The sequence below is a fragment of the Pandoraea soli genome, from assembly GCF_902459595.1.
Taxonomy (GTDB): Bacteria; Pseudomonadota; Gammaproteobacteria; order Burkholderiales; family Burkholderiaceae; genus Pandoraea; species Pandoraea cepalis.
Window position 1 is genome coordinate 1 of the sequence record NZ_CABPSG010000033.1, and the last position, 4,164, is coordinate 4,164.

Annotated in this window: 4 protein-coding genes; 2 read left to right on the forward strand and 2 right to left on the reverse strand. The window is 55.4% G+C overall.

The window, feature by feature from the left end; genetic code table 11:
* Positions 1-565: 565 nt before the first annotated feature.
* Together PSO31014_RS22125 and PSO31014_RS22130 are read left to right on the forward strand one after the other, a co-directional pair.
* Positions 566-1,705, forward strand: coding sequence for an RpiR family transcriptional regulator (locus PSO31014_RS22125; RefSeq protein WP_150553579.1), 1,140 nt, complete (start codon positions 566-568; stop codon positions 1,703-1,705).
* Entirely contained in the window at positions 1,702-2,535 is an 834-nt protein-coding gene (locus PSO31014_RS22130; protein WP_150553580.1) for a GSU2403 family nucleotidyltransferase fold protein, read from the forward strand. Before PSO31014_RS22125 ends, PSO31014_RS22130 begins: the two co-directional genes overlap by 4 nt.
* A gap of 379 nt (positions 2,536-2,914) precedes the next feature.
* Here PSO31014_RS22130 and PSO31014_RS22135 read toward each other — a convergent pair whose 3' ends face one another.
* On the reverse strand, positions 2,915-3,409 hold the full coding sequence (locus tag PSO31014_RS22135) for a TIGR02391 family protein (protein ID WP_150553581.1): 495 nt from the start codon (positions 3,407-3,409) through the stop codon (positions 2,915-2,917).
* A 93-nt stretch (positions 3,410-3,502) separates the two neighbouring features.
* Entirely contained in the window at positions 3,503-4,099 is a 597-nt protein-coding gene (locus PSO31014_RS22140) for a DUF5343 domain-containing protein (RefSeq protein WP_150553582.1), read from the reverse strand.
* Positions 4,100-4,164 lie beyond the last annotated feature (65 nt).

Genomic DNA, 4,164 nt, shown 5'->3' on the forward strand with positions numbered 1-4,164 from the left:
CGGGCTAGCGAATGTAGTTCAACCACCGGGGCCGTGAGTCTCTAGACACCAGTGGTACGAAAAAACCAGTCAGGTCACTTCCACACGGGAAGCCCTTTGTTTATCTGTGGCGGAGAGACGGGGATTCGAACCCCGGATAGGCTATTAACCGCTTGTCTCATTTTGGAATTCTCGATGAAAATCAATTTAGTGGCAGAATTTTGATGTGCCATTGCTGCCTCCGCTACGCGCCCAAAAATCACTGACGATCCCGGCCTCTCGGCGAGCTATAGCACCGACGTCTCCCAATTTCAGAGCACCGAGCTTTAGAGGCGGGAGCGGGCAATGTGACGCTCTCTGCGCCAGTTTCCGGACGTAGGATGCGGGCGTTAATCCGTCCAGCAATCTCTCGGTCGCTACTCGTCATGTTCTCCTCGCCACGCCTCGATCACGACCTTCGCGTGCATTAGTGAGCAAGAAGTCGCTTTCCTTGCACATGCGGCGGCACGGTGATAACATGGCCAAGTGACATAACGTGGCCAAGTGATTTCACATGGCCATTTTAAATAACACGGCCAAGTGAATTATGAGTAACGACTATTTCAAGACTGGAGCAGCCGAGCGCCTAGCGCGGGACTCCGTGCGTTCGCTGTTTGAAAGCGGAGGCTGGAAAGTCGAGGAGGACCGAGCGGATGGCAAGGGTGCAGATTTTGTCCTAACTAGTCCTCACGGTGAAAGTTACCACGCCGTACTCAAAGCACTGACAGAAGGACGAACAGATCGTGTGATACCTCTGTTCTCGCAGGCGCTGCTCGAATCACGCGCCCACGCAAATGCACGTAATGGAGAGTTTCAGCCAGCCGTCCTCCTCTGGGTGGGCGTTGCATCGCAGGCCCTCGTCAACAAAGTGCGGGATTTTCAGCATGCGTATGGTGCAGGCGAACCCGTTGCCATCTTGTCGGACACACCTCTGTACGTTGATTTTCCTGGTTTGAAGGCCGACGAGCCAAGCGTACGTGTGCGGCGAATAAGCCATTCAGCACCGCCGGCACTTGTTTTCTCTGATCTGGTCCAGTGGATGCTCAAGCTATTGCTGGCGCCAGACATCAAACGCGATCACCTAATTGGTGCTCCGGAAAAGACTTATCTGACAGCGACCGAGCTCGCACGAGAAGCTGGTGTATCGGTCATGACCGCTACGCGTCTCGTCAATGCCCTGAAAGAAGAGAATTTGGTCGAGTTCGCTCCGCACCTGCGAATCGTCCAAAGACGTAAGCTTGCAGAACGATGGAAGGCCACGTACCTGAAACCGATCATCGGCGTGCCGATGAGATTTTTAGTGCATGGCGTGCCTGAGACGCAACAGCTACGTAAGACGCTCAAGCAGCACGAGGGAGCAACGCTGGGTCAGTTTGCTGCGGCGCATGCACTCGGCGTAGGGCACGTGCATGGCGCACTAACGACGCTGTGGGTGCCCAACCTCGGAACCGCTGAGAACTGGCGAGGCATTCGTCGGGCGTTCGAAGGCGAGCGACCGGATCTGGTTCTAAAACAGCACCCGTACCCTCAGTCGCTGCTTCGTGGTCGAGTGATGCGAGACGGTATATGGGTGTCAGACGTCATCCAGACATGGCTGGACGTTTCCGCCGACCCGACGCGCGGTGCAGAGCAGGCGGCCGAGCTCGAACACGGTGTGCTGGCAAATATTGTGGGAGAACAATTGTGAGCGAACTCGCCGAATTCAGCCGACTTGCGGTGACCCTTGAGCCGTGGCGCAAGCAGATCGTCTTTATTGGCGGCTGGGCATTCCGGCTCTACCGCTATGAGCCACGCGCTTACACAGCGGACCACACCCCGATCTTCACCCAAGACGCAGATGTGGCGTACGACAAGCGCGAGCCTCTCGAAGGTGATATCAAGAAGGCACTGGAAGGAGCTGGATTCATTGAGGAGCCGAACCTTGCTGGCGGTTTCAGGCCACCGGCCATGCGCTATAACTTGGGTGGCGACACGAGTGGATTTTACGCGGAGTTCCTCACGCCACTCACGGGCAGCGGGAAGAAGCGCGATGGGAACAGGGAATTGCGGGAGGACGCGACTGAATTGCATGCAGGTGTTGTCGCGCAAAAGCTCCGCTACCTAGAAGTGCTGCTGCACAAGCCTTGGCTGGTGAGCATTCCGGCCGATGAGTCTGGACTGAACGAGGCGGTGGCCGATCTGAGAGTGCCGAACCCGGTGAGCTTCATTATCCAGAAGCTCCTAATCAGGGACAAGAGAGTTGCGCACAAACGCGCGCAGGACGTGCTCTACATTCACGACACGCTTCAGATTTTCTACGGGGCAATCGAGACCGACCTCGCCCCCATCTGGAAAGAGCTTGAGGGCACGCTGGATCAAAAGCAGAAAAATTCGGTTCGCAACGGCGTCAGAGAACTATTCTGGGAGATGAACGATGTCATTCGCGCAGCGGCGGCGATTCCCACGGACAAGAGGGCCCCTGAAGCAATGCTCAAGCTTTGCAAGGAAGGCTTCGAGGAACTGTTCGGCGAGGTATAGCACATCCCTCCCCCCGTACAGATGATCATGCGGCCGGTCTCGGCCACGGCTGTATCAAAACGCACGCCGAAGACCCAAGTCGAAAACGTCGCCCGTCAGACCACTGTGCCTTGGCTTCGCAGCAGACATCGAAAAGGGTAACGCGACACCTAAAAATCGAATACTTTCGCGTTTTCGAATCCTTCATCGAACCCAGGCAAGCCGTCAGCTCCATACGTCATCAACCTCCGCTCTCCCCTCCCGTTGGCAATCAACGTAACCGCAATCGCTGCGTCTGCACTCATCAAATTGACGCCAAGACCTCCGCAAGCGCCCACGACATTTGAAAGGGCTGCGGATTCCGAGTGAACGGTGCGCGCGATCTTCTTTGACCTGCTCGCTATTTATATCCGGCGCGTTCGAGTCGACGAAGCAATAAGGAGGCAAATGCGAGATGGTCTAAGCAAACATCCGGGTCATCACTAAGGGTGATCTCATGGCCGCCCGGATTCCTGATAGCGGCCACGGAGCCCGCAAACATGAACTGATAGCCCTCTTGCTCATCCTCCTCACTGGGATTCGCGAGCCCATTCAGTTTGATAACCGGATTCACTTTCCCGAAAACGGCCATCATCAGCTTTCGACCATTGTCCTTCGAGCCGCTATGCCGCTGGACCACTTTCTCAACAAACTTAAAGGCATGGAAGGTCGCTTCTGCCCCATGCCCATCGTCGAACAACTTCCGAACCTTTACGGGCATGCCGGGGTGGACGTTGCGAAGCTCGAAAGGATGAAGCGGCCCCGTGAGAAGGCTCGCACCGTCTGCGATTGCGGCGCTTTTTGGTGCGTTCGAATGCCGCACAATTTTCTCGAATAGATCAAAGGCCGTTTTCATGCCCGTTCAGCAAGTTGGTCCGGATGCTCTTGAAGATCGCGTCATAAGTCTCCTGATCGCCGCCAGGTGGCAAGTTAATTTCTATGCGTACAGTCAGACCCACGCCGTTAGTATTGGCCCCCCCCCGCTCGCCCCTTGCGGTTGGTTTGACGCGTTAGATCCAATTTCTATGGGCGGCCGTACGGCAGCATTCCCGTTAGAAAGAGACGCCTTCTTCGCTGGTGCCACCTTTTTGGCAACCTTCGTGCTTCCAGCACCAGATGACTTGGCTAGCTCCGTTTCGTCCACGGCCTTTCCGGAGATGCGCGCCAACGCTTGAAATGTGGAAGCTTGTCTTTTTCCAACAATATCGCTCGTACCGTCATGATTGCGGAAGAACGCAATTAGCTTGTCGATCGATAAGCCCCAAGCATTGGAACCATGTAGATCGAACAACTCGCTGTAAGCCCGCTCGACCAGCTTTGAAAACTGCGTCTGGAATTCTTCGTCGTTATGCTGATTAAAGATGGGAGTTGCTTCTCCGGTCTTCTTATTCTCCGCATCGAGCACGCCGACGAACTTAAGAATGTTCAGTAAGTATGTTTCGTTATTTGGCGCAATCTCAAGCTTTTTCAGCGTATCGGCAGTGACGATTGCGGGGAAGCTCCGTCGCAACTGCGACGTAAGCTGGGTGAGCCCGGGCGGTCTCAAGAGTCAAGTGCAACGTTGAGCTAACCCAGCGGTTTCCAATTCCTTGGCCATTGCTTCCTCGGGGG